This window comes from Acinetobacter sp. UNC436CL71CviS28, from assembly GCF_000620525.1.
GTDB lineage: Bacteria > Pseudomonadota > Gammaproteobacteria > Pseudomonadales > Moraxellaceae > Acinetobacter > Acinetobacter radioresistens.
In genome coordinates this window covers 1-26,397 of sequence record NZ_JIBB01000043.1, presented here as the reverse complement: position 1 = coordinate 26,397, position 26,397 = coordinate 1, and the positions used below count along the sequence as shown (strand labels likewise).

The following is a 26,397-nucleotide window of genomic DNA, read 5'->3' as shown; positions in this document are numbered from 1 at the left end:
GGCAGAACATAAAATACTTGAAGAAGATTTAGGCATAGATGTATATTTCTGTGACCCACATTCACCCTGGCAAAAAGGCACATGCGAAAATATGAATGGTTTAATTAGGCAATATTTACCTAAAGGGATTGATTTAAATCAGGCAGATCAGCATTATTTAAATCAAGTTGCCATGTCACTGAATACTCGTCCTAGAAAAGCGTTAGATTGGCTTACACCATTAGAGAAATTTGCTCAGCTTGTTGATTATCATAAGACTTTTCAAACTGTCGCACCTCATGTTTGAATTCGCCCTTAATTCATGTTGTAACCATTCAATCATCTTATATTCTCACTTCATTATTAATATATTTTTAGGTAGAGAATCATGGTTTTTTTAAATATTTACTTAAACTACTATTCTAATTATGAGAAAACAAATTTACTTTACTTAAGTACAAATATATATTAATTTCAATGGCTTAATTATTATATAATATAAAGATAACTTATATAATTAAAATTAAGATATTGATAATAATTAATTATTTTTAGATTATAAAATTTTTAAAATAACTTTTATTTAATAGTAAATTGTAAAATTTTATGTTGGGTTTTAAATAAAATTTTGAGAAAAAATTAAACATAATTAATTGATTAAAGTTAATTTAATTAAATTATTTAATATTCATGCTAGGCTTAAATAATTAATAGGTAAATGTAATATATCTTTAATAATTCAAAAATATTTTATAGTTGCTTGGTCTTTTTACTAAAAACTGAAATTTTTATAAAGATGAGAATAATAAAATTAATTATTTCTTTAGGATTCTGAGTTTTTTCATTCGATAATATTATACTTTTATTGGTTCAATCAGTTATGTATTTTAAATTGGTTGCTTTTTAATAATAATATCTTATAAAGATAAATATGAACTGATAAAAGGAAAGGCATTTGAATATTCTTTTGCAAAGTCTAACTTTTCAAGAGCTTCTCACAATTATATTGTCTGCATTAGGATGTGGTCTTTTAATCGGGCTAGAGCGGGAACGTAATAAAAATACCCGCAATGAACAAAGTTTCGCGGGATTAAGGTCTTTTACGATCAGCGCCTTATTGGGGGCTTTGTGTTTTGTTATACACCCGTATGTTGGAGTAGTGGGGGCAATAGCCGTAAGCCTGTTCTGCCTGTATAGTTTATCTCAACAAAAAGAAGATATTGGTTCCACCACTGAACTGGCTTTTTTAATGACCTACCTTATTGGGGCGGCGTGCATCTGGAATATTCCATTAGCAGCCAGTATGGCAGTATTGCTTACCCTTATTTTAATGGGGAAAACTAGCCTTCATCGCTTTGCTGGAAAAACCATTATTTTAATGGGGAAAACTAGCCTTCATCGCTTTGCTGGAAAAACCATTCGAGATTATGAACTCCGGGATGGACTCCTTTTACTGGCCCTCATTTTGATCGCTTTACCGATCATGCCAAATAAACCCCTATGGGGTTCAGTACTAAACCCATATGTCATTTTAAAATTACTGGTTTTAATCCTTATTGTGCAATCTATGGCACATGTGGCAAAACGCATTTTATCAAATGACAAAGCATTGATTTTATCTGCTCTAGCTTCAGGTTTTGTCTCTAGTACTGCCACTATCGCCAGTCTTGGCATGCAAGTCCGCTCCGGAGAAGCCACTGCCAAAGTGAATGCCGGTGCTGCTCTGATGTCATGTGTAGCGACTTTACTGCAATTACTGCTGATTGTCTCAGGTGTAAGTTTAATGTGGTTCAAACTGCTTTTTATCCCAAGTCTGGCTGGGATAGGCATACTATGTGCTGCTACAGGCTTATTTATGTACCGGTCAAATCATTCAGATACCCGTCTAATAAAACAAGTTGATCAAGCAGATGACCGCATGTTTAGTCTCAAGGAAGCCGTCATTATTGCAGTTAGCCTCACTCTCATTCAGGCCGGAATTTATGGAGCAAATCTTATATTAGGAGATAAAGGCTTAATCTTGAGCACTTTTTTAGCGTCACTATTTGAAGTTCATGCTGCTATGGCCGGGGTAGTAGTACAAGGAAACCCAGCTAATTTGACTCTGATTTATGCAGTTGTCATTGGTTTGGCTGCACATGCACTTTCAAAAAGTATTAATGCCTTTCTAACCGGTGGCTGGAAGTTTTTTTTATATTTTGCACCTGTGCAAGTTGTTCATATGGCGGTTGTTATAATGCTGATTATTTACTTTCATCAAATCTTAATCTGAAAGCATAATTTAAAATCCAGATCTCTGAAGTACTTTTGCAATTTTACCAAAACAGCTAAATTTATTAAAAATATCGTTCAAATGAGCCGATTCTCAATAAGAACTACATAGAACTTGCTAGCCAACACATACTCTCTATAATAACAAGCAATTTAATTCGTTAAAGTACCGTATGCGGTCTACCACATGGATTACAGTCTTGGTTGGATTATTCATGTTCCAAAGTCTTTGGAACGTGGCAGCGGCCTTTTGCGTCCATGAAGAGCAAACTTTAGTACAGCAGAGTTATCATTTTGGCCATCATCAAAATACCCTATGTATCAGTCATGACCGCCAGCATAAGCATGATACCCAATCAGATCATAAAGACATAAAGACATAAAGAATAATAATTTAAAGCTTGATGAAGATCATCAGGATCATCTGCCTTCCATGACGCATCTGATTGTGCAAAATGAAAAAATCTCGGTTTTAATTCCAGTTTTTGAAACTCATGTCATTCCAGAGTTTCACTGGAAGAACAGCTATCAGGCACCTGACCTGTTTCAGCAAAGTCCACCTCCCGAATTTTCCCCGCTTATGGTGGGGTAGCCTAAAACATTCTCACCACTTCTAAATTTAATTAAGTGGGAAAAATCATGTCTTTACAGTCAAGGACGTTATTACGTCATGCTCTGATGGCCTGTCTATTTACAGTTATTGTGCCATCACATAGTTATGCTGAAAATATTAGCAATTTTGGATCTGCGTATGCCAAAGTACAGAGCTATCAGGCACAAGCTGAAATAGCTCGGCATTATGCACAAATTTCTGATTTAAATATTCGCCAAAGCCAATTATGGCAAAATCCGAGCCTAACGGTTGAACAGTCAGGATTCGGTTCAGATCAGGAGCAGGAATTCAGCCTCGGTATTCGCCAGCCCTTAGATATTTTTGGTCAGCGCAAGCTTAGCCAGGCCATAGCCAATACATCAGGTCAGCAGCTGCAATTGCAACAACAGTTATGGAATGCGCAAAGCCAATTAATTGTCAGATATGCATGGTCACAGTTAGCAATTGCAGAAACGGAACGTACTGTTTATGCATCGCAGCTTAGAATAAGTAAAGCTAATTTAGAGAGTGCCCAGAAACGCTATCAGGCAGGAAGCATTGCCTTGGTTGATTATGAGCGGGCTCAGATTGAAGCGTTAGAAATGGAACGGCTTTATCAGCAGGCTGTATTAAATCAGCAGTCGGCAGGACGTCAACTCTCAAATTTATGGGGTGAAACCCATGTACAAATTGATTTAAGCAAAACTTCTATTCCTTGGCCAGATCAGAGTAATCAGACAGTACAGCATTATATTTCTGAAGGATGGCTGGAAAAACTTTATGCTTTAAATATCCGGCAGTCCAATTACCGGATTGAACGTTTAAAAGTCCAGGCTCGCCCACAGCCCGCCTTAAATGTAGGGATGAACCGTACAAGGTCTCCTGATGAAAATAATGAGACGGCGTTAACACTGGGGGTCGATCTTCCCCTTAATCTTTTCAATCGTCAGCAATATGCCATTCCTATTGCGCAGCAGCAGCAGATCTTGCTGAATCAACAGCAGCAGCGTGAACTAAAACAGCAAATACTTGATATTGCAAATAGCATGCATCAGCTCAAGGCTTTACGGAATCAATATGAACTGATCACAAGTCAAATTGACTTGGCTGAAAAAGTCCAGAGCAGGACCTTACAGGGCTTTAAGGCAGGTAAATTGTCAATTACAGATGTCCAGCAGGCGACTTCACAGCTGCACAGTCTACGTTTGGCGATGTTACAGACATTACGGCAAGCCTGGCAGAGCGCACTTGGTGCTGAAGCCCTAAGTATTGGAACAAGCTATGAAGAAATCAGCCGTTCTGATGCCTACATACAACTAAATCAAAATGCGGCTGAAACATTACAGAATTTAATCAATGAGGGGACACGATAAATGAACTTGAAACAATATGGAAAATTATCCCAGCCTCTCATGATTGCGATTCTGATTGCACTAACCGCACTGGTGAGCCTGATCATTTGGTTAAATAAGCAGGAAACGAGAACTGCTGAACATGGACATGAGGATGAACATACCGGAGACGGCGAGGATGAGGCTCATGCGACAGAAGAGCATGTTAAGGAAAAGGAAGGCGAGATAAAACTGACAGCCCGTCAAATGGCTGAACAGGGTCTAAAAGTCGCCACAGCAAGTACAGGCCCAGTGGAAGAGGTTACTCTGTTGCCAGGTAAACTGGTCGTAAATACTGACCAGCAAGCCCATGTATCGCCGAGTTTCAGTGGTCATGTTGAGCAAGTAAAGGTGTCTTTAGGGCAAAGTGTTCAAAAAGGACAAACTCTAGCAGTGCTTTTGGTTCCTGAACTGATTGATCAGCAGGCAAATTTACGTATGGCACAGGCAAATCTTCAGCTTGCCAAACAAGACTATCAACGTGAACAGCAACTCTGGACACAGGGCATTTCAGCCAAACAGGATTATCAGCGTGCTGAAAATGCGTACCGACAGACACAGGTTGCTGTACAAGCCTCACAGGCACGCTTAAATGCCTTGGGGGCAAGTAGTAATACTCATGGGCGTTTTGTTATTCGGGCACCGATTTCTGGTGTCATCAGTCAGAAAGATATTGTAGTAGGTGAAAATGTCCAGTTGGCTGATCAAATTTTTGTCATTGAACAGCTCAATAATTTATGGCTGGAGTTTACTTTACCCGCTCAATACGCAGGACCACTACAAGCCGGACAGAAAGTTTTATTTAAACTAATGGGTACAGAGCAGACCCATACTGCACGAATACAAAGTTTAACCTCGCAGGCAGACAGTCAGACAGGGCGGCTAATAGTCCGTGCCAAGCTTGATACGCAGTCTGCCAGTTTACGTCCTAATGTATTAGTGAGTGTTTTGATGGCCAAGCCTGCTGCTAAAACGTCTCTTCGGGTAAAAAAAGCAGCCGTACAACGTATTGAAGGCAAAGATACCGTTTTTATTTTGCAATCTGAAGAAAAAGGACAGGTTCATCTAAAGGCTCAACAGGTGAAATTGGGCCAAGCCTCAGGTAACGGGGAATGGCTTGAGGTAATTTCCGGGCTTGCTAACGGCAAGAAGTATATTAGTGAAGGTAGTTTTCTGCTGAAGTCTGAACTGGAAAAAGATGAGGCCGGTCATGAACACTAACTCTGAACTGCCAAGAGCAGAAGGCCTGTTTGAACGTATTATCCAGTTCTCTATTCAACATGCTATATGGGTCATGCTGTTTGCCTGTATCTGGATTGCAGTTGGAATTTACAGTTATCAAAAGTTACCTATTGATGCAGTACCAGATATTACGAACACCCAAGTACAGATTAATACCCAGGCAAATGGGTTTACTGCACTTGAAGTAGAACAACGTATTACTTATCCCATTGAAAATGCAATGGCCGGAATTCCTGATCTGGAATTAACCCGTTCTATTTCCCGCTATGGACTGTCTCAAGTTACCATTGTATTTGAAGATGGTACCGATATTTATTGGGCACGTCAGCAGATTAACCAGCGGTTACAAGAGATTCAGGCAGAGTTACCGGCACAAACCAGTCCAATCATGTCACCTGTTTCTACAGGGCTTGGAGAAATTTATCAATGGGTACTAAGAGCAGAGCCAAAGGCGAAAAAATCTGATGGAACTGCTTATACCGCTATGGATTTACGTGAAATTCAGGATTGGGTAGTTCGGCCTCAGTTGCAGCGTGTACAAGGTGTGGCTGAAGTGAACAGTATTGGCGGTTTTGAAAAAAACTATGTGGTATCACCTGACTTCAGCTACATGCAACAGCTTAATATCTCTTTAGAACAGCTACAGCAGGCTCTAAACCAAAATAATGAAAATAGAGGAGCAGGATTTATTGAAGATAATGGACAGCAACTTACAGTCCGTATTCCTTGCACACTCAACAACATTTCAGATATTGAGAATACTTTAGTCACCAGTTCCAGTGGTCGTGCCATTCGGGTCAGTAACATTGCGCAAGTTTCCATAGGACATGATCTAAGAACAGGTGGCGCAACCTATAATGGTGAAGAAACTGTTCTGGGAATTGCCATGATGGCAATGGGAGAAAATAGCCGGACTGTTTCTAAAGCGGTAGATGCCAAAATCCGGGATATTCAAAACAGTTTACCCAAGGGAGTATTTATAGAAACGGTCTATGACCGTACGTCTCTGGTTGAAAAAGCGATTAAAACTGTACAGAAAAATCTGGTTGAGGGAGCGGTACTTGTTATTGTTATACTATTCTTATTTTTGGGAAACATACGAGCAGCTCTGATTACCGCCTGCGTTATTCCGCTCTCCATGCTATTTACCTTAACAGGAATGGCACAAAAAAATATTAGTGCTAATTTGATGAGTCTGGGGGCACTAGATTTTGGAATTATTGTTGATGGTGCAGTGGTAATTGTTGAAAACTGTATACGCCGTTTGGCCCATGCACAGCAGTTACTTAAACGTCCATTAACACAAAGTGAGCGATTTAAAGAGGCGTTTTTAGCTGCTCGACAGGCACGACGTCCCCTGATTTTCGGGCAGCTTATTATTTTAGTGGTGTATTTACCAATTTTTGCTTTAAGTGGTATAGAAGCGAAAATGTTCCATCCGATGGCTTTGACTGTAGTCCTGGCACTGATTGCTGCAATGATTCTGTCTATAACTTTTGTCCCTGCTGCAGTCGCTTTATGGGTTAAAGGAGATATTCGCGAAACTGAAAGTGGCTGGATGACTTCGCTCAAGAAATCTTATGAAAAGACTTTAAATGTTGCTTATGAATATAAAGCAGTAGTCTTAACATTTGCTATTTGTCTTCTGGTGGTTACAGGTGTTTTAACTACTAAACTTGGGAGCGAGTTTGCGCCACAGCTTGGTGAAGGTGATTTTGCCGTACAACAATTACGTTCTCCTAGTACAGGATTAGAAGAATCTTTACGTATGCAGGAAAACACAGAAAAGCTTTTATTAAAGAATTTTCCTGAAATTAAAGCAGTATTTGCACGTACCGGCACCGCTGAAGTCGCAACAGATGTCATGCCACCTAATATTTCTGATGGCTATATCATGCTTAAACCAAATGAAAAATGGCCTGACCCTAAAGAGAGCATTGATGAGCTCCGATCCCGGATGGAAAGTTACCTTGCAACAATTCCGGGGAATAACAGTGAATTTTCTCAACCGATTGAGCTGCGTTTTAATGAGTTAATTTCAGGGGTACGTAGCGATGTAGGAGTCAAGATTTTTGGTGATGATATGCAAGTTCTCAATGGCGAGGCTGCTAAAATTGCCAAAATTATTCAGCAGGTCGCAGGAAGCAGTGCGGTAGAGGTTGATAAGTTTTTAGCTTCGCAATATGGCTTAAGTGTTAAATCTATTCAAGATGTGATAGCTACTGCCATTGGCGGACAGCAGGTTGGAGAAATTCTGGAAGGAGACCGCCGTTTTGATTTCGTTATTCGTTTAAGAGATCAGGACAGAAATGTGGCTGATGTTTCCCAATTGCCAATACGACTCCCAAATGGCGGCAGTATTATATTGTCTGATGTCGCAAAAGTTGCCAGTATTGAAGGTATCAATCAGGTAAGTCGTGAGAACGGTAAACGCCGTATGGTTATCACTGCCAACGTTGAAGGGCGAGACTTGGGCTCATTTATCAGTGACTTGCAGACACAGCTTAAAACCTATGATTTACCAAGTGGCTACTGGATAGAATATGGTGGCCAGTTTGAAAATCTGGCTTCAGCTAAAACCCGTATGCAAATTGTTATTCCATTGGCTCTAATTACGATTTTTATTTTATTGATAGCAGTTTTTCATAATATGAAAGACAGTTTTCTGGTATTCACAGGTGTTCCTTTTGCATTGACGGGAGGAGTTCTGTTTCTCTGGCTGAGAGATATTCCATTATCCATGTCAGCAGGGATTGGATTTATTGCTTTATCTGGTGTGGCTGTACTGAATGGTCTGGTAATGCTGACGTTTATTAAAGAGTTACGCTTGAAGTACAACTTGCATGAAGCGGTATGGCAGGGGGCGATTTTACGATTGCGTCCTGTATTAATGACGGCTTGCGTGGCATCACTGGGCTTTGTTCCTATGGCGCTTGCTACAGGTACAGGTGCTGAAGTACAAAGGCCCCTTGCAACTGTAGTCATCGGTGGAATTATATCGTCTACCTTGCTCACACTTGTACTGTTGCCTATTCTCTATAGATGGGTGAATAGTCCTCAGAGGTAAAGTGAGTCTTATGAAAGCCTTTGACTGTTCAAAGGCTTTCTTTTAAAGGTAATTTTATAGTAGAAAAATTTCAAAAGTGTAAATATATAATAAGTGACTTCAGGAGAAGTAGGTCCAAGCTTTAACTGCTATTTAGAATAATAATCCTCAGAGAGTAGAACGAATTCACATGAAAAGACTTATATATAAAAAATGCTGAATGGTGAAATAGGGGCTATGTATTAAATAAGCCATGAGATTTATTTCTGTATAGCTTAATTAAGTAGCTGAACAGGTACAGCAAGATTCAAGTCTGGGTTTAATCCTGTTTCAGCTACTATATACACTTATCCTGTTTATTGATCAGCTCTATGGAGACTTAACGAAAGCTCATCCCAACATTGTATTGCTGTTTCCATTGCTTGCATTTTGACAGGGCCAAAACCCCTTACATCTGCAGGTAATTTAGCGATTTGCTGAGCAACAGATAAATCATAATTTTCAGGTGCAGAAGTAATGGATTTCACAAATGTGATATAACGATCACGCCAAGCCTGTTCTTTTTGTCGTTCTTGCTGTAACGCAAAGGGATCAAGGAACGTTTCCCGAAGCCACTGCAGTCGTCCAAGAATCATCATTGGAATGCGCATCCAATATCCGAAAGCACGTTTGCGTATAGTACCATGAGCCCCCAAAGCTGGAGGTGCTAAATGATAAGTTAAACGCAGACCTTGACCAAACTGCGCTTCAATAGACTGTTTAAAACTTTTTCCTGTGAGTAAGCGTGCAACTTCGTATTCATCTTTATATGCCATGACTCTATATAGCTGAGTCGCTATTGTTCCAGTCAGGTCTTCTGGTAAGACTTTGGCAGCCTGTTCCACAAGTGCCCGATACTGGGCTGCATAATCCTGATTCCAGTACTCGACAAGGCGAGAAGAGCGGTCTTCAACTAATTCGGCCAATGTAGCTGGTTTATTCTTTACTGTTATTGTTGCAATAATGCGTTTTGCTAAGTCAGGATCACTCATCAGATGACAACCGATGCGGAAAGCTTCAAGATTTTTTTCAGCTGCAGTGGCATTAAGATAGATGGCCTTTTCAATACTTTCACGATTTAACGGGATCTGACCTGATTGCCAAGCCATTCCAAGTAGTATCTGATTTGCAAAGATTGCATCACCCAGCACTAGTGTAGCAATACGTGTTACGGGCAAAGATAAGAGTTTTCCTTGTGTAGTGCGATTACGCAGCCGATTAATCAAGTCAGTAATGGGAGCATACCAGTCATGAGACTCAAGGAAATCAGATGTAGGGGAACCATCTTCATTGACTATTACCATAGCCTCGGCCTTTAAGCGAGAAAGTGCTGCATTGCTACCTGCGACAATAGGATCTGCACCGATTAAAAGATTACATTGACCAGCAGGGATCTTGGTAGCAGAGATTTGATCATCTTCTGTAGCGAGCTCTACGTAAGAATAAACCGTACCACCTTTCTGAGCCAGTCCAGCCATATCCATAATACGTGCAGCTTTACCCTCCAAATGAGCAGCCATTCCAAGTAAAGCGCCTGCGGTAACCACACCTGTACCACCAACACCACCGACCATTATACGTACTGGTTGTTGATCGAGTTCAGGAAGAATTGGCTTCTCAGGCCAGCCAGCTTCTATACCTTTGAATATTTCCGGGCGTTTCATATCGCGAGTATGGACTGTCACAAAACTTGGACAGAAACCTTCTACACAGGAAAAGTCTTTATTACAGCTACTCTGATTGATTTGTCGTTTCGTTCCTAACGCTGTTTCAACGGGTTCAACAGATAAGCAGTTAGATTTTCTGGAACAGTCACCACAGCCTTCGCAAATATCAGTATTGATAAAGACTCGCTCTGCAATATCCGGATAAGCGTTGCGTTTACGGCGGCGGCGTTTTTCACTGGCACAAGTTTGAACATAAATTAGCGCCGTAACGCCTGAAATTTCACGTAATTTGCGTTGAACATCATCCAACTCATTTCTGTGGTAAATTTCTACGTGAGGCGCAATACCTTCTTCTGTATGAATCAGCTCAGGTTCATCTGTAACAATCACTTGTTTTTTGATTCCCTCAGCATCAAGTTGTCGTGTTAACTGCGCCACGCTGAGATGACCATCGACATGCTGCCCGCCGGTCATTGCTACTGCATCGTTATAGAGAATCTTGTAGGTAATATTGAGTTTTGCAGCAATTGCTTGACGTATTGCAAGATAACCTGAATGGAAATAAGTTCCATCTCCCAGATTAGCAAAAATATGCTTTTCGTTGGTGAAATGAGAGGCACCAGCCCAACTCACACCTTCACCACCCATCTGCGAGAAGGTCTCTGTACCACGATCCAGTGAAACAGCAATAAAATGACAACCAATTCCCCCTAATGCACGGCTACCTTCTGGTAATGCGGTTGATGAATTATGAGGGCAGCCACTACAGAAGAAAGGTTTGCGTTCTGCAATATCAAGAACACGACGTGATTCCTGTTCTGCTTTTTCTAACAGCTCAACTCTGTTTTGGATTTGTGTTTTTAAGCTTTCTGGAATCTCCAGTTTCAAGAATCGAGCTGCCAGCATTTTGGCAATAGGTTCAGGCTGAAATTCATAATGACCAATCAAAGGCGCTTCATCAATAGATGTACTCCATTCACCCTTTCCATCACAGGCTTTACCGATGACACGAGGGCGCTTGGCATCTGAAAGTGCATATAGCTCGTCTTTAATCTGTGCTTCCAGGATAGGGCGTTTTTCTTCTACAACGATAAGTTCCTCTAAACCTTCGGCAAATTCACGAAGACCTTGAGGTTCCAGGGGCCAAATCAGCGCAACTTGGTATACTCTCAGTCCGAGCTGTTGGGCTGTCTGACCTTCAATTCCTAGAATACGTAACGCTTCAATTGTATCTAAATAACCTTTACCACTTGCTACAATACCAATACGTGCATCAGGACAATGCCATGTCACCTGATTCAGTTCATTTTCACGCGCATAAGCCAACACAGCGGGTAAGCGATATTTATAAAGACGTTCTTCTTGCTGAATGCCGTGATCTGGCCAACGAATATTTACGCCATCTTCAGGCATTTGAATATTTTTGGGTAATACAGGAATGACCCGATCTAAATTAACATGAACAGAAGCAGAGGTTTCGACGATTTCACTGACTAATTTCATCGAAGTCCATACACCTGCAAAGCGTGACATTGCTACCGCATGAGCACCTAAATCAAGAATATGTTGTATTGAAGTAGGATAAAAAATTGGAATGCCACAACCAATCATGACATGTTCTGACTGGTGTGGAATACTAGAAGATTTACAAGAGTGATCATCTCCAAAGAAGGCAACCACGCCACCTTGCTTTGATGTTCCTGCAAGATTGGCATGACGGAGTACATCTCCAGAACGATCTACACCAGGGCCTTTGCCATACCACCAGGCGGTTACCCCGTCATATTTACCTTGACCTGCGAGATTGGCTTGTTGCGTACCCCAAATTGCAGTAGCAGCTAGATCTTCATTTACACCAGGCTGAAAAACAACATGATGGTCTTTAAGTATATTTTCAGCCTGCCAGAGAAAATTGTCATAATTCCCTAAAGGGGAACCACGATAACCAGATATAAAACCAGCAGTATGATAACCGTTTAAAGTATCCCGCCGTATTTGCGCGAGTGGTAAACGCACCAATGCCTGGATACCTGTCATGTAAGCAGTACCGTTATCACTTAGATATTTGTCTTCAAGTGATACGTCCTTAGTTAAAATCTTATTTGGAGTAAATTTTGTAGATATATTCATTTATGTCTCCTTAGAATCTTGTAGTTCAAGCTACTTTATGTTCAACATCCGGTTGAATATTTGGAGTAAATGACATACTTAAAAAAGGATTGATCAGTTTAATTAAAAATAATGGAACTGATTAATGTATGTACATTAATGTCATTGTGGTTGATCCATACTGGTGCAACAATGCGTAATTAAGAAAAAGATATTTACGTTATGCGCAAAAATCTTGATGGTGGATTGCTACATGCAATGCATGCTTTTCTAAAAGTCATTGATAGTGGGAGTTTTACGGCTGCTGCAGAGCAGATGGAGCTTACAACAGCGCAAGTGTCCCGACTTATTAGCGAGTTAGAAGGGCGTTTAGGCACAAAATTACTACAGAGATCTACGAGGCAGCACGCATTAACCGATATTGGTGCAAGTTATGCAGAGCAGTGCCGGCAAGTACTTGCGATGGTAGAAGAAGCTGAAACTCAGGCAATGGGAATGGCAACCGAACCGCAGGGGAGGTTACGTGTTTTGAGCATGGGAAGCTTCGGACATCATTATGTATCACCAGTAATGGCGGAGTTCTGTCAAAACCATCCAAAGCTTACGGTTGAGTACCGTACTTCACAGAATGTGCCAGACCTGTTAGGTAAAGGAATTGATGTAAGTTTATATCTTACGGAATCATTGACTGACTCAAGATTTGTTGCTCGTCAAATTGGGACAATATTTTCATTACTTTGTGCATCACCAGCCTATTTAAAAAAATACGGTGAACCAGAATCATTAGATGACCTGCAAAAGCATGCCTGCTTAAGATTGGTGAACCCATCTATTACACCACAATGGCATCTCATCAGTAAAAATAGTTGTTCGTACCAAGTCGATATTACAGGACCATTAATTGCAGACACACCAGAATTATTACTGGATATGGTACAGCAAGACATGGGTATTGCTTTGCTTCCAACTTTTACTGTTATCGAAGCTGTACGTACTGGACGATTATGTCGCGTTTTAGCAGACTGGAGATCACCTGATATTGGTGTTTATACCTTATTACCATCACGTCATTTTATTGATGCTAAAACAAGAGCATGGTTAAGGTGGGTCGATCAGCATATTTCGCCTAAGATTCAGAATGATACAGAATATTTTTTATAACTCTGATTCACTGTCAAAATTATTAAGATATAAAATCAGAAGGGTTCTGTGATAAACAATTTATAAAACAGTCAGCTATCTTTATAAATGTACGAAATACTATGGACCATGCTATAACATTTGCGAAATTTCGTATTAGGTAATTATGCATTAGGATACTTATCAATGTGAATTAGATGCAGGTATTCACGTTGCTGAGCTATAGCAACAAACAGTGTTGTGCAGGCTACAGTCTCAGATATCCTATTTAACATAATATACATTATGCGAAATGCTGTGGTAAAGTTAAATTCTATAAAAATACCGCCATACACTTTGTATAACGGTATTCAAAAATCCAGCTTCAGTAAAACTTGTTAAAAGCTTTTAGAAAGCTCTATAAAGTTTTAATTTCTTTCTGTGTAAACGTTTCTGTAGGCTTGAGCTTCTGGTCAGGCTTTAAGAATGAAGAAGCAATAATTGCCAATACTGCAAAGCTTATAATATACATAATAATTAAGTGCGGACTTCCTTCACCAATACTCAATAGCTTTGTAGCAATTAATGGCGCCAAACCGCCACCTAACACACCTGCAAATTGTACCGAAATTGAAATACCGCTATAGCGAATTTCAGCAGGAAATTGGCGAGCAAATAATTGTGACTGCGGTGCATACATAATTGGAAAAATTACACCAATTGCCAATACGATTGCTGTCCATACTAAAACAGGATCTTTTGTATTTAACATTGCAAAGAATGGATAGCTATATAGTGCAAGCATACAAAGACCAAATCTGAACATATTACGCTGGCCGACTTTATCGGATAAATGTCCGCATAATGGAGTCATTACCATAATGACAGCAGCGCCACAAATTGTTGCAAATAGAATATCTTGTCTAGGAATATTTAACTGCGTGGTGGTATAGGCTAAAGCAAAGGTGGAAGCCAAGTAGAACCAGGCATTTTCAGCAGCGCGTGATAGAATAATTGTAATTAACTGTTTTGGATGATTTTTAAACACCTGTAATGCAGGAACTTTAACTTCTTTCGCTTTTTCTTTAATTTTTTCAAAGTCTGGCGACTCAGGAACTTTCACCCGGATATACCAACCTACCGCCAACAGCACTATACTGGCTAAAAATGGTAAGCGCCAGCCCCAGCTAAACAATGCTTCCTCGGGTAGTAAAGACACTAGACCCAAAGCCACCGAAGCCAGCATTAAACCGCCTCCAGTACTGGCCTGTGGTAAACTTCCCCAAAAACCCTTTCCACCTTCTGGAGCATGTTCAACAGCCATGAGAACTGCCCCGCCCCATTCGCCGCCCATCGCCATACCCTGAATAAATCTTAAAATAATCAGACAAACCGTAGCCCAGTAACCGATCGACTCAAATGTAGGTAACAGTCCGATCATGACTGTCGGGATACCCATTAACATTAAAGTCACTAATAACATGGATTTTCGGCCTACCCTGTCACCAAAATGGCCAAATACAATACCGCCTAATGGTCGACCAATAAATCCAACAGCGTAGGTTGCAAAAGCTGCGAGTACACCGGTGAGCGGATCAAGGTTTGGAAAAAATAATTTATTAAAAATGAGTGCAGCAGCAGCACCATAAATAAAAAAGTCATACCATTCAATAGTCGTCCCTACCATACTTGAGATACCTGCCAGGCGGTGAGAAGACTTTTTAGAATGCGAACCGTTTCCATGTATTGTTTGCATTGTCATATTCCTTTTTAGATTTTCTTGTTTTGAGTTTTTATACGTATAATCAGCCCTGACCATAAGTATTTTCAGTTTCTCTCTAGTCTCCTTGAATGTATAACTTCTATATGAATGACTCAGCCGAGTCGCTCTAGAATTTGTTCAAGCTCTGGATTGCCTTTTTTCCATTGCGGCTGTTTGTCTTTATCAACAATAAGTGCACGGACACCTTCAATGAAGTCACCATGTTCAAACCAGATATCCTGTAAATCACGCTCAATCTGCATGCACTGTTGTAATGACAAACTTCGTCCTAAGTGCTGAAGTCTCAGGCTGGTCTGTTTCGCAATCAGGGAACGCTGCTGCAAGGTAATCAGTATTTTATTTGTCCATGCCTTGTACTGCTCGTCTTGTTCATTTTCGAGACTCTGTTCGATATCCTGCAAATTTTTAAAACCGAAATGTTTTCGAATATTTTCAGACCGTGAACTTAGATCACTCTCAGCAGGACGGGTAATATACTTTCCAATCATCTGTTGTATTTTTTCTTTATTTAAACTGGATGAATGAGCCAGCTCATTCTGTAAAGCCTGAAGTTTTTCTCCAGGCACATGGTAGTCAATCAGATCAAGATAAAGTGCATCACTACTGCTGATTTGCTCGCCGGTAATCGCCATATAGACGCCGATATCATCAAGACGAGATAGAAAGTGTGTTGCTGCAACATCAGGGAAAAAGCCGATTGCTGTTTCCGGCATGGCAAAACGGGACTTTTCACTACTCACAATAATATGACAGGCCTGTGCCAGACCGAAACCTCCACCCAGCACATAGCCATCCAGTATGACTATAACCGGTTTCTGATAATCACGAATCCTGTTAAGCATGTCGTATTCAGCACTAAAATATGCTTTATGCGCTTCAGTTTGGTTTTTATAATTATCATATAGATAACGAATATCGCCACCTGCGCAAAAAGCTTTTTGACTGTTTGATTTAATCAATATAGCCTGAATAGAATGATCCTGTTGCCATGTCTCAAATTGCATATGAATCTGATGAATCATCTCAATTGAAAGTGCATTAAGATTTGCGACACGGTTTAGACTGATTATTCCCAGAACGCCCTGCTGTTCAATGATTAAATGCTTTTCCATATCCATCTCATCATTCTCCTATTGATTTTTAAAGTGAGCTTGGCGCTTTTCAATAAATGCCTGCATACCCTCTTTCTGATCTAGCGTTGCAAATACAGAATGAAAAGCACGGCGTTCAAAGCGTAAACCTTCAGCTAGATTTACTTCAAAGGCACGATTAATCGACTCTTTAATCATCATGCTTGCAGTTAAAGATTTGGATGCAATTTTTTCAGCTGCCTGCATGGTCTGTTCTAGCAGTTGCTCTTTACTGAAAATGCGGGCAACCAGACCGCACTGCTCTGCTTCAACAGCCTCCATCTGGCGTGCGGTCAGGCACATTTCCATTGCTTTGGCTTTACCTACTGCAAGTGTCAGGCGTTGTGTGCCCCCTATACCCGGTATCACACCTAAAGTTAATTCTGGCAAGCCAAACTTGGCATTATCTGCACAGTAAATAAAATCGCACATTAATGCTAATTCACAGCCGCCCCCTAACGCATAACCGCTTACTGCTGCAATTAAAGGTTTACGGCGCTGTGCAATTCGGTCGGCAAGGTTGAAAAAATCATCAAGATAAATTCCGGGAAAGGCAAGCTCAGCCATTTCCTTGATATCTGCGCCCGCAGCAAAAGCTTTTTCTGAACCTGCCAAAACCATGCAGCCAATTTCCTGATCTTTTTCCAGATCATCAAGTGCCAGGTTTATTTCACTGATCAACTCGGAATTTAATGCATTCAAGGCCTTAGGCCGGTTCAAGGTAATGAGACCTACCCCGTTACGTTTTTCTAGTAAGATTGTTTCAAACTGCATACTTCATCCTTATATTTTTATAATCCTTCCAAACTGTTAGAACCTTATAGGCTACGCGCAATCACCAGACGCTGAATATCGCTTGTACCTTCATAGATCTGACAAATACGAGCATCACGATAAATCCGCTCAATAGGAAAGTCTTTTAAATAGCCATAGCCGCCAAAAATTTGTAAAGCTGACGAACATACCCGCTCTGCCATTTCCGAAGAAAATAATTTCGCCATAGACGCTTCATTCAGACAGGGTTTACCTGCTTCTTTAAGACGGGCTGCATGATGAACCAGTTGACGGGCTGCTTCAATTTCTGTCGCCATACTGGCTAAACGAAATGCAATAGCCTGATGTTCAAAAATAGGCTGGCCAAAGGTAATGCGTTCTTTAGCATAACGGGTCGCTTCTTCAATTGCAGCACGTGCCAGTCCAACAGCTTGTGCGGCAATTCCAATACGGCCACCCTCCAGATTGGAAAGTGCAATTTTCAGCCCTTCGCCTTGTTGTCCCAACATTAAAGTATTAGGTACACGTACATCAGTTAAGGCAATCTGGCAGGTATCTGAAGCATGTAAGCCAAGCTTTTCCTCGGTACGAACGACTTCATAGCCTTGTGTTTCACGAGGCACAATAAATGCACTGATTCCTTTTTTACCTGCTTCCGGATCAGTTATGGCAAACACAATAATAACTCCTGCATTATTTCCAGAAGTAATGAACTGCTTGGCACCATTAATAATCCAGTCATCTCCATTTTTTACCGCACGGGTTCTGATAGCAGCTGCATCTGAACCGGTATGAGGTTCAGTCAGTGCAAATGCGCCAATCATCTCACCTTGAGCCAATGGCATCAGATATTTCTGTTTTTGCTCGGCTGTGCCAAATTTAGCTATAGGTACACAACCAACAGAATTATGGACACTCATAATGGTCGAGGTCGCACCATCTGCAGCCGCAATTTCTTCAAGGGCCAACACATAGGCCAGATTCCCGGTGTCTGAACCACCCCACTGCTCTGGAATAAGCATACCCATAAGACCCAGCTTGCCCATTTGCGATAAGACTTCTTTAGGAAAAGTACTATGTTTATCCCACTCGGCTGCTTTGGGCTTGATTTGTTCCTGCGCAAAACTTCTTGCCATATCCTGAATTAATAACTGTTCTTCCGTAAATTGCATCTCATGATCCTTGAGTAAGTTATCCTCTTTATGAATGAGGTATTGCCTCATCAGACAGCCTTGCTGTTTGCCTGCTGTTTTGCGATTTCCTGATTACGTAGTAAAAAGCGCTGTATCTTTCCGCTTGGCGTTTTAGGGAGTTCGGTCACGAATTCAACCTGTCTTGGGTAAGCATGGGCGGATAGACGTTTTTTTACAAATTGTCCAAGCTGCTCTGACAGCTCATCTGAGGGAGCTCTGCCTTCTGCCAGAACGACAAAAGCTTTTACAATTTCAGTGCGCTCCGGGTCAGGTACTCCAACCACAGCTGCTTCAATTACGGCATCATGCTCGAGAAGTGCACTTTCTACATCGAAAGGTCCAATACGGTAACCCGAAGTTGTAATGACATCATCACTTCTGCCTACAAAACTCATACTGCCATTTTCATGGAGTTCGGCAGTGTCACCTGTAAGGTAATAATGCTTTACGAAAGGAGTTTTACGGCTCTCTTTATAACCACCAAACCACATCATGGGAGACTGGTTAATGTCTACTGCCAAAATACCTGGAGTACCTGCAGGAAGTTCATTTCCCTGCTCATCTACGACAGCAATACGGTAACCCGGGCTTGCGAAGCCGGCTGCACCTGCACGGATCTCATGATTTAGTCCATGGTGGTTACATACCACCATACCTACCTCGGTCTGGCCATAATGGTCAAAAATTGGTGCATCCAGAACCTGTCTGAACCAGCGAAATACTTCTGGATTTAAGGGTTCACCTGCACTGCTAACCACACGAAACTTTCCTTTAAGCTGGCCCATCTGTGCAGGGTCAGCAGCCATCATCATACGGTAAGCGGTAGGTGCGCCTGCCAAATTGGTAATTTGATAATCATTTACAATCTGGCATAAACTTTCGATACTGAAGCCCCCTTCATAAAACAAGGTGGCATGACCTAAAAGTAATGGTCCGGTTATTCCATAGTACAAACCATACGCCCAGCCCGGATCGGCAATATTCCAGAAGGCATCTTCAGTTTTCAGTCCAATAGCATCCTTCATATAGTTGCCAAAAGCGATTAAGGCTTTCAATGGTACTTCCAGTGGTTTTGCAGGACCAGTTGTGCCGGAAGTAAACATGAGCAAGAACGGGTCCTGAACGGTTTGCATAACCATTTCACATTGGTCAGATTGCGCATTAACCATATTCCAGAAGTTTAGATCACCCTGTGGTACATTGCCCTCCCGGTCTGCCACGGTCACAATTTTCGGACACTGTTCGACTTCTTCGAGCTTACTGCGGTTGCCAATATCGGTAATGACCAGTTTGCTTTTTGCCAGCTGTAAGCGATGTTCTATAGCTTTAGGTCCAAAAGCCGTAAACAGGGGCTGATATACTGCGCCAATACGCCAAGCGCCTAAAATGGTTGCCAGTAATTCAGGCGTTCGGGGTAATAAACCGGATACCCGGTCACCGGGCTTTACCCCTTGAGATTTTAAAAAATTAGCAAACTGACTTGACCATTGCTTTAACTGGCCAAACGTATACTGTTCCTTTCTCCCATCCTTGCCCTGCCAGTACAACGCAATCTGGTCGCTATCTACATCAGCATGGCGATCACAACATTCATGGCATGCATTAAGTTGTTCTGGTGACCCTGCTAACAGATTTCTTACCACCGTATTTAAATCAAATTCTTTTACTGCATCGTGATAATCCAACATGATTGTTACCTCAGTCTGGTTTTATTGTTATTCATGACACGGGTGTTTTGATTTTATGCCATCCACTGGCTAAATGATTATGCTTGTTTTGGAAGATACTGCTGAATAATACTTGAAAAATCGAGGTTGGCATTACCCTGCATGCATAGCTGTTGATAAAGCTGCTGTACCAGTCCACCCAATACTACGGGCTGTTTGACCTGCCCCGCTGCTTCAACCGCCAGACCAAGATCTTTCAGCATTAATTGTGTGGCAAAACCATCCTTATAGCCTTTGGAAGCTGGCGCATTTTCACAGATATCTGGCCAAGGGTTGCAGACCTCAGAGCTCCAGCAGCGGCCACTTGAGCTGTTAATAACACCAGCAAGTGCCTGTGGATCAATCCCTAGCTTGACTCCAAGTGCCATACCTTCAGCGACGGCGGCCATAGATATGCCTAAAATCAGGTTATTACAGATTTTAGCAATTTGTCCTGCACCTACATCACCACAGTGCACCATGTTTTTGCCCATCGGAGTTAACACCGTTTTAACCCGTATAAAAGTAGCCTCATCTGTGCCGACCATAAAGGTCAATGTTCCTGCCTGTGCACCTATGGTTCCACCAGAAACTGGTGCATCACAGATAGTAATCTCTCTTTCTGCTGCACTTGCTGCAATATCTTTAATTGTTTGTGGGTCAATAGTGCTACTGTCGATACATAAACTACCCGCCTTAAGTACTGCCAAAACGCCATTTTCCCCCAGATATACATCCTTTACATGCTTTGCCGCAGGTAACATGGTAATAACGACATCTGCCGTTCGCGCCGCGGCCTGAGGGCTGTCACAAGCAATCCCTCCAGCCTCTGTAAAGTAGGTAACTGCAGTTTCACTTAAATCAAAACCGTAGACATTTAAACCTGCTTTGAGGAGATTCTGGGCCATTTTCCCGCCCATATTTCCCAGACCAATAAAAGCAATATTCATCCTTGAACTCCTGAATTAGCGTAAGCTGATGGTTGTGTTTACTTCGCCTGCTTCCTGCGTATCTTCAAACCAGCGGCTGGTAATGGTCTTCGTCTGTGTATAGAACTGGACAGCCTGTTTCCCATAAGGCCCGAGATCTCCAAGTTTTGAGCCACGTGAGCCTGTAAAACTGAAGAACGGTACTGGTACTGGAATCGGAATATTGATACCAACCTGGCCAATATCAATCATGTTCTGGAAAGTACGTGCTGTTGCACCACTTTGGGTAAACAAACCAACGCCATTACCAAATGGATTGGCATTGATCAGTTCGATTGCTTCTTCAAGAGAATCCACACAGATAATCGAAAGCACAGGCCCAAAGATTTCTTCTTTATAAATACGCATGTCTGTGCTGACATGGTTGAAAATCGTAGCGCCAACAAAGTTGCCATTTTCGTAGCCTTTAACCTCAACATCACGGCCATCTAGTAAAAGTTCGGCGCCCTCTTCTACACCGCTATTAATTAGCTCTACCACTCGGGCTTTAGCACGTTTTGAAATCACTGGTCCAATATCTGTATTTGGCTCATGACCGGCATTTACACTCAGCATTTTGGCTTTTTCTACCAGATCATGAATCCAGTTCTTACTTTCACCTACCATAACAGCTACAGACAATGCCATACAACGTTGCCCGGCAGCTCCAAATGCGGCGCCGACTAAAGCATTAAGAGTTTGCTCTTTATTGGCATCGGGCATGACAGCGACATGATTTTTCGCACCCATCATCGACTGAACACGCTTACCATGCTGACCGGCAAGGTTATAGACATGAGTTCCAACAGCGGTTGACCCTACGAAAGAAACTGCCTTGATATATTGATGTGTACACAAACGGTCGACTACGTCTTTGCCACCATGCACAACATTTAAGACGCCTGCCGGAATACCGGCCTGAACCGCAAGCTCAACCAGCATCATGGTAGATAACGGGTCCTGCTCAGATGGCTTGAGAACAAATGTATTACCACATACAATCGCCATCGGGAACATCCAGAGGGGAATCATGGCTGGAAAGTTAAAAGGTGTAATACCGGCACAGACTCCTAGCGGTTGTTGTAAGGTATAAGTATCTACCCCGCGTGCTACCCCTTCGGCATATTCCCCCATTTGTAATGTGCCAATTGAACAGGCATGTTCGACTACTTCCAGACCACGCTGAATATCGCCCTCAGCATCTGCCAGGGTTTTACCCTGCTCAGTAGTCAGCACATGGGCAATCTCTTTCATGTTGTCACGGATTAAATCTTGCAGCTTGAGCATAATACGCATACGTGCCTGGATCGGGGTTAAACGCCAGCTTTTAAAAGCGTCTTGTGCAGCATTAATTGCAGCTTCTACTTCATCTGGCGTCGCCATCGGCACACGACCCACAACTTCTTGTGTGGCCGGATTAATAATATCCTGCCATTCTGAAGTAGTAGATTCTACAAACTGCCCATTAATTAATAATTTGGCTGTTGTGGTCTGAATATTTGTCATTGTGTTCATAGCCTCTCCATGGGCGATATTCTTGTTGTGCTGTAATCAGAAAATATCCTAAAGCCGTATTTTCATCTTTTCGGTTTCACTTGAGACTAACAAAGAAGGTTTTGACTACCAATACAAATTCGCGCACGATTACTGTGCAAATATGCACAAGGGATAAAATAAAAATGAAAGTGGATTGGGATCATCTACAGTTTTTTCTGGTATTGGCACGAGCCAAAACCCTCACCAATACAGCACGTATTATTGGAGTAGAACATAGTACGGTATCTAGACGGATTCAGGCACTGGAGCTGGCATTAGGGACGCCGTTATTTAAACGGGAAGCCACGGGTTATGAATTGACGCTTGAAGGGCTGGCTCTGGTTCCGCGAGTGGAACAGATGGAACAGGCATTTTTACAGATAGAAAAGCCTCATCAGCCTTTACAAGGTCGTGTGCGAATTGGCACACCAGAAGGCTTTGGTACTGCATTTTTAGCAAAATTACTGGCAGAATTATCCAAACAGTATCCTCTGCTTACCATTGATTTAATCCCTGTACCTAAAATGATCAAGCTTTCTCACCGTGAAGCCGATATTGTCATTTCGATTGACCGTCCAAAATCCGGGCCTTATATCATTACCCGTCTTAGTGATTACTGTTTAAAAATATATGGCAGCAAAGATTATCTGGCGGCCAGTTCACCTATCCATCAGCTTGAAGATTTAAAACAGCATCGTTTTGTGAACTATATCGATGACCTGATATATAGTCCTGAACTGTACTGTCTGGAACGTTTGCCCCTACAACTGAGTGCCAGCTTCAGGAGTAGCAGTATTTTAGCTCAGCAAATCGCTGTTAGTGCCGGAGCAGGTCTGGCAATTTTGCCCAAATTCTTGGCAGATGAACAACCAGAACTTGAACAGGTACTGCACAAAGAAGTCCGTTTTATTCATACTTTCTGGATGCTGACACTGGTAGATTTACAGCATGAGCCACGCATCAAGCTGGTATGGGATTTTTTAAGAACACAGGCTGACAAATACCAGCATCTACTTATGGATTAAACTTTTTAACTAAAATATTGACTAAATCTGAGCTTTATCCAGTGCGGCTTTAATGACATGCTCTGACTCAAAGTCATGATAGGTCTTGCGTTCAGAATATTCATGAGCCAGAGGTTGTACTTCTTTTAAAGTAAGCCGGCTACGCTCAGCCAAACGTATATACTCTTCAGTTCCTTTTCGCTTCCATTCAATTTCTTGGGCTTCTAATACTCTAATAACCTTAGCCGGGCTACCCAAAGCCAGCACATTTTCAGGAATGACTGCTTTTGCCTTGACCGTGCTATTGGCACCAATAATAGTATTTTCACCAATTTCTGCGTCATCCAGTATGACGCTATTCATACCTACCAGAACATTTTTACGAATTTTACAGCCATGTAAAATGGCGCCATGACCGATATGTCCATACTCTTCAATTAAAGTGATACTGGCCGGGAAGCCATGCACAGTACATGAGTCCTGAATATTCGCATTTTTCCGAACATGTATACGGCCAAAATCTGCCCGCAGACTGGCAAATGGACCAATATATACTCCCTCTTCAATGATAACATCACCAATCAATACGGCTGTTGGGTGAATATAGGCTCCGGGGCTTACTACCGGAATAACTCCATCAATCTCATAACATGGCATTTTTACTTCCTTTTAATTTATTCTATTTACCTAAAGCTATATGGTAACTTCCTGTTTTAAACCGCCAAAACGTTTGTAAAACTGTGGATGTGCTGGTGGCATAGAGCCTTCTGCAGTTCTGGCCAGCTCCAGAAAAAAATCTTCTGCCGGATGAAAAACCATTTGATATACATTACTGCTAAGATTGCGGGCAGTTAGTGAAAGCCAGTTAGAAGGCAGTAATTCAAAAGGCAGATTTGGATCTTTAAGTAAAATACGGCGGTACTGATGAATCAGTAAAATACGGATCTGGAAGGCTTGTATTGGGTCCAGGTCATCTATACTTTCAATCAGATTCAGGACTTCTCTAAAATCACCAATAAACTTTTCATAACGCTGATGTAATTCCTGCACCGGCCAGTTAGTCTCGACCATACGTTTTACAGTTGGATAAGACTCTTGCCAGAGTTCCAGAGCCTCCGCCTTGAAAAGAACCACCTGATCACTCATTTTTAGGTTAAGTAGCAGACTTTGCAGTTTAAGATGATCACAACCCGGATATGCCATAACATTGGTAGCAATATTGGCGAAACCGAGCCATTCCAGTTCTTTTTTTAAAATAATCTTGTTTTCAAGCTCAACTGAACTGAGTAGCACCAGGTCCCATTTCTGGTCCCATTCTTTATGGCTCAGATTATAAATTTTCTGGTCAGCATTCACAAAGCGCTGGCGACTGCTTTCTGTAACGCGATAATAACTGGTTCTGCCTATTTTTTCAGAAATCAGCCAGCCGTTTTGTGCCAGCCGGAAAACGGCTGTACGTACCGAACGTTCATTGAATCCGAATACATCCATCAGCTGAATCAGGCTGGCGAGACTGATGATTCCACCACGATGGAAAATACAGTCACCAAATACAGTCATAATGAGCGAAGTGCCGCTCAAAGGCTCATTACTGATAAAATCATCGATGACTTGTTTGAGTTTTGGGTTCATCACGTTTAAATTCACCTTTGAAACGAAGTGATTTATCACAGGATAAACCACCTAGACCAATTTATGCCGATTGCCGTATGTCAAACACCCGTTGAGCCTTACCTTCTGAACGCGGGAGGGTGCCTTCAGTCACTATCTCTACACTCACCGTAATACCCACCATTATTTTAATCTGACTGATAAGCTGCTGGGATAGTTGATGTGCCATCATATCATTAATTTCTTTACGCATTTCTGCACGTATGTGCAGGCTATCTAAATGTCCATGTTTACAGATATGAATCTGGTAATTGGGAATGAGCTGCGGGATATGCAGAATCTGCTCTTCAATCTGTGATGGAAAAACATTGACTCCTCGGATAATCATCATATCATCGCTACGACCGACGATTTTGTCCATACGGCGCATTGGTCGTACAGTTCCGGGTAATAGACGCGTCAAATCCCGGGTACGGTAACGGATAACCGGCATACCTTCTTTGGTAATTGTGGTAAATACCAGTTCTCCCAGCTCACCATCTGGCAATACTTCACCAGTTTCAGGGTCAATAATTTCCGGATAAAAATGGTCTTCCCAAATGGTGGGGCCATCTTTACTTTCTAGACATTCCATTGCTACGCCGGGACCCATAACTTCAGAAAGTCCATAGATATCTAGAGCATCAATATTCAGACGTTCTTCAATTTCACGGCGCATCTCATTAGTCCATGGCTCTGCACCAAAAATTCCAGTTTTAATTGAGGTATTTTTTGCAGTATTAAATTTCTTTTCCAGACATTCGATAATATTGAGGCAGTAAGACGGCGTAACCATTAATGCAGTTGGTTTAAAGTCATGAATCAGTTGTGCCTGACGCTCTGTCTGTCCGCCCGACATGGGAATAACGGTTGCTCCCAGACGTTCCACTCCATAGTGTGCACCCAGACCTCCTGTAAATAGCCCATAACCATACGAGACCTGAATAATATCCTGATTACCTCTGTACACGACAAATTTCACAGAACCCTTATCCTATCAGGGTTCTGCCTTCTTAAAATTGCCAAAATTTCCTTAAACTCTTCTTTTTTCCCAAAACCAATTAAACGCTGAATCGCCATTTGAACATAGTCTAAACCATAGCGAAATAAACTCATTGAGAGTCGTCCATGCTTCTTTATTTTTATCGCTTTTTTTTGATCATGTTGCCATTCACCCGTTAAGTAACACCAACAGAAG

The 26,397-nt window shown here is 41.7% G+C and carries 19 protein-coding genes and 2 pseudogenes; 9 read left to right on the top strand and 12 right to left on the bottom strand.

Annotated features, from left to right (window positions below; all coding sequences use genetic code 11):
- The 7 genes from N518_RS16875 to N518_RS0113165 all read left to right on the top strand — a co-directional run.
- The coding region (locus N518_RS16875) for an IS30 family transposase (RefSeq protein ID WP_121980293.1) at positions 1-286 on the top strand (286 nt) is incomplete at its 5' end.
- Between the two features lie 648 nt (positions 287-934).
- On the top strand, positions 935-2,251 hold the full coding sequence (locus tag N518_RS0113185; protein WP_026056678.1) for an MgtC/SapB family protein: 1,317 nt from the start codon (positions 935-937) through the stop codon (positions 2,249-2,251).
- 214 nt (positions 2,252-2,465) lie between these two features.
- Entirely contained in the window at positions 2,466-2,633 is a 168-nt protein-coding gene (locus N518_RS17520; protein WP_392390226.1) for a hypothetical protein, read from the top strand.
- A gap of 50 nt (positions 2,634-2,683) precedes the next feature.
- The gene (locus tag N518_RS17400; protein ID WP_228133342.1) at positions 2,684-2,842 is read left to right on the top strand and encodes a hypothetical protein; all 159 of its coding nucleotides are present in this window, start codon (positions 2,684-2,686) and stop codon (positions 2,840-2,842) included.
- Between the two features lie 47 nt (positions 2,843-2,889).
- Positions 2,890-4,215, top strand: a complete 1,326-nt coding sequence (locus N518_RS0113175) for a TolC family protein (protein WP_026444369.1) — start codon at positions 2,890-2,892, stop codon at positions 4,213-4,215.
- Positions 4,216-5,454 (top strand): efflux RND transporter periplasmic adaptor subunit, encoded by a 1,239-nt coding sequence (locus tag N518_RS0113170; RefSeq protein ID WP_026444368.1) that lies wholly within the window; start codon positions 4,216-4,218, stop codon positions 5,452-5,454. It begins immediately after the preceding gene.
- Positions 5,444-8,542: an efflux RND transporter permease subunit gene (locus N518_RS0113165; protein ID WP_026444367.1), complete on the top strand. Its 3,099-nt coding sequence runs from the start codon at positions 5,444-5,446 to the stop codon at positions 8,540-8,542. The genes N518_RS0113170 and N518_RS0113165 overlap by 11 nt, the downstream gene beginning before the upstream one ends.
- Before the next feature lie 335 nt (positions 8,543-8,877).
- Here N518_RS0113165 and N518_RS0113160 read toward each other — a convergent pair whose 3' ends face one another.
- A complete protein-coding gene (locus tag N518_RS0113160; protein ID WP_026444366.1) occupies positions 8,878-12,357 on the bottom strand; it encodes an indolepyruvate ferredoxin oxidoreductase family protein in 3,480 nt (1,159 codons plus the stop codon).
- Between the two features lie 201 nt (positions 12,358-12,558).
- On the opposite strand from N518_RS0113160, the gene N518_RS0113155 reads away from it, so the two are divergent.
- Positions 12,559-13,497, top strand: a complete 939-nt coding sequence (locus N518_RS0113155; RefSeq protein ID WP_005025893.1) for a LysR family transcriptional regulator — start codon at positions 12,559-12,561, stop codon at positions 13,495-13,497.
- Positions 13,498-13,873: 376 nt separating this feature from the next.
- On the opposite strand, the gene N518_RS0113150 is transcribed toward N518_RS0113155, so the two are convergent.
- The 7 genes from N518_RS0113150 to N518_RS0113120 all read right to left on the bottom strand — a co-directional run bounded on the left by N518_RS0113150 (position 13,874) and on the right by N518_RS0113120 (position 22,524).
- Positions 13,874-15,211 (bottom strand): MFS transporter, encoded by a 1,338-nt coding sequence (locus tag N518_RS0113150; protein WP_005025903.1) that lies wholly within the window; start codon positions 15,209-15,211, stop codon positions 13,874-13,876.
- Between the two features lie 119 nt (positions 15,212-15,330).
- On the bottom strand, positions 15,331-16,356 hold the full coding sequence (locus N518_RS0113145) for an enoyl-CoA hydratase/isomerase family protein (RefSeq protein WP_005025905.1): 1,026 nt from the start codon (positions 16,354-16,356) through the stop codon (positions 15,331-15,333).
- 12 nt (positions 16,357-16,368) lie between these two features.
- Positions 16,369-17,142: an enoyl-CoA hydratase gene (locus N518_RS0113140; protein ID WP_005025907.1), complete on the bottom strand. Its 774-nt coding sequence runs from the start codon at positions 17,140-17,142 to the stop codon at positions 16,369-16,371.
- 44 nt (positions 17,143-17,186) lie between these two features.
- Positions 17,187-18,314: an acyl-CoA dehydrogenase family protein gene (locus N518_RS0113135; RefSeq protein ID WP_005025909.1), complete on the bottom strand. Its 1,128-nt coding sequence runs from the start codon at positions 18,312-18,314 to the stop codon at positions 17,187-17,189.
- Positions 18,315-18,364: 50 nt separating this feature from the next.
- Entirely contained in the window at positions 18,365-20,023 is a 1,659-nt protein-coding gene (locus N518_RS0113130; RefSeq protein ID WP_005025911.1) for an AMP-binding protein, read from the bottom strand.
- A 77-nt stretch (positions 20,024-20,100) separates the two neighbouring features.
- Positions 20,101-20,991 (bottom strand): 3-hydroxyisobutyrate dehydrogenase, encoded by an 891-nt coding sequence (gene mmsB, locus N518_RS0113125; protein ID WP_005025914.1) that lies wholly within the window; start codon positions 20,989-20,991, stop codon positions 20,101-20,103.
- Positions 20,992-21,006: 15 nt separating this feature from the next.
- Positions 21,007-22,524 (bottom strand): CoA-acylating methylmalonate-semialdehyde dehydrogenase, encoded by a 1,518-nt coding sequence (locus tag N518_RS0113120; RefSeq protein WP_005025916.1) that lies wholly within the window; start codon positions 22,522-22,524, stop codon positions 21,007-21,009.
- Positions 22,525-22,688: 164 nt separating this feature from the next.
- Between N518_RS0113120 and N518_RS0113115 the strand changes: the two genes are divergently transcribed.
- Positions 22,689-23,570, top strand: coding sequence for a LysR family transcriptional regulator (locus N518_RS0113115; protein ID WP_005014261.1), 882 nt, complete (start codon positions 22,689-22,691; stop codon positions 23,568-23,570).
- Between the two features lie 21 nt (positions 23,571-23,591).
- Here N518_RS0113115 and N518_RS0113110 read toward each other — a convergent pair whose 3' ends face one another.
- The 4 genes and pseudogenes from N518_RS0113110 to N518_RS0113095 all read right to left on the bottom strand — a co-directional run.
- Positions 23,592-24,206: a carbonic anhydrase gene (locus N518_RS0113110; protein ID WP_005025919.1), complete on the bottom strand. Its 615-nt coding sequence runs from the start codon at positions 24,204-24,206 to the stop codon at positions 23,592-23,594.
- 36 nt (positions 24,207-24,242) lie between these two features.
- Positions 24,243-25,181 (bottom strand): phenylacetic acid degradation operon negative regulatory protein PaaX, encoded by a 939-nt coding sequence (gene paaX / locus N518_RS0113105; protein ID WP_005014257.1) that lies wholly within the window; start codon positions 25,179-25,181, stop codon positions 24,243-24,245.
- 61 nt (positions 25,182-25,242) lie between these two features.
- Positions 25,243-26,154 (bottom strand): annotated as a pseudogene (locus N518_RS16360) (AMP-binding protein); the annotation flags it as partial.
- Between the two features lie 23 nt (positions 26,155-26,177).
- Positions 26,178-26,397 (bottom strand): annotated as a pseudogene (locus N518_RS0113095) (IS4 family transposase); the annotation flags it as partial.